1 protein-coding gene is annotated in these 505 nt (G+C 65.5%); it reads right to left on the reverse strand.

Translation table 11 applies throughout. The features are described from left to right. The coding region (locus AACY19_RS27045; RefSeq protein ID WP_339454561.1) for a hypothetical protein at nt 1-505 on the reverse strand (505 nt) is incomplete at both ends.

Here is a 505-nt window from a genome sequence, read left to right on the forward strand (position 1 = left end):
CGATGTACCGGTCTGGGATTTCAGCTCTGGCGGCAAGGTGACGACAGCCGCCGTGTAGCGCACCCCTACGGTGACGGTGTAGGCGCGATCCTGCGGCACGACGCTCGCCGGAATGTCGAAGCTGCCTTCGGCCGCCACCGTCACCCCGTCGACGACGCCACCGTCGGCCAGCACCGCGACGGCCTTATTGGCGAGGTGCGTCGCGCCGGTGAAATGGGTTTGCCCTGCCGCCGCCGTTGCTGTCGTGCCGCTATCGACAAAGAAGGCCGCTGAAATGGGATCGCCGTCGTCGCGCCAGGCAGCCATGCGCTGCACGCTCTTGACGCCATCCGCGCGCTGCACCAGCACCCACACTTCGTCGCGTTTGCCATCGGCATTGGCGATCGTCATCGCGCTCAACACCGTGCCATCGCCGTGGATGATCCGCGAAAAGCCCTTAATCTGTTGCTCGGGCGCGTGCGGGTGGACGAGAATCTGTCCATCGCCGCGCACGCCGAACAACAAT

The sequence above is a fragment of the Pseudomonas sp. EA_5y_Pfl2_R50 genome, assembly GCF_963970475.1.
In the GTDB taxonomy this organism is placed as follows: domain Bacteria; phylum Pseudomonadota; class Gammaproteobacteria; order Pseudomonadales; family Pseudomonadaceae; genus Aquipseudomonas.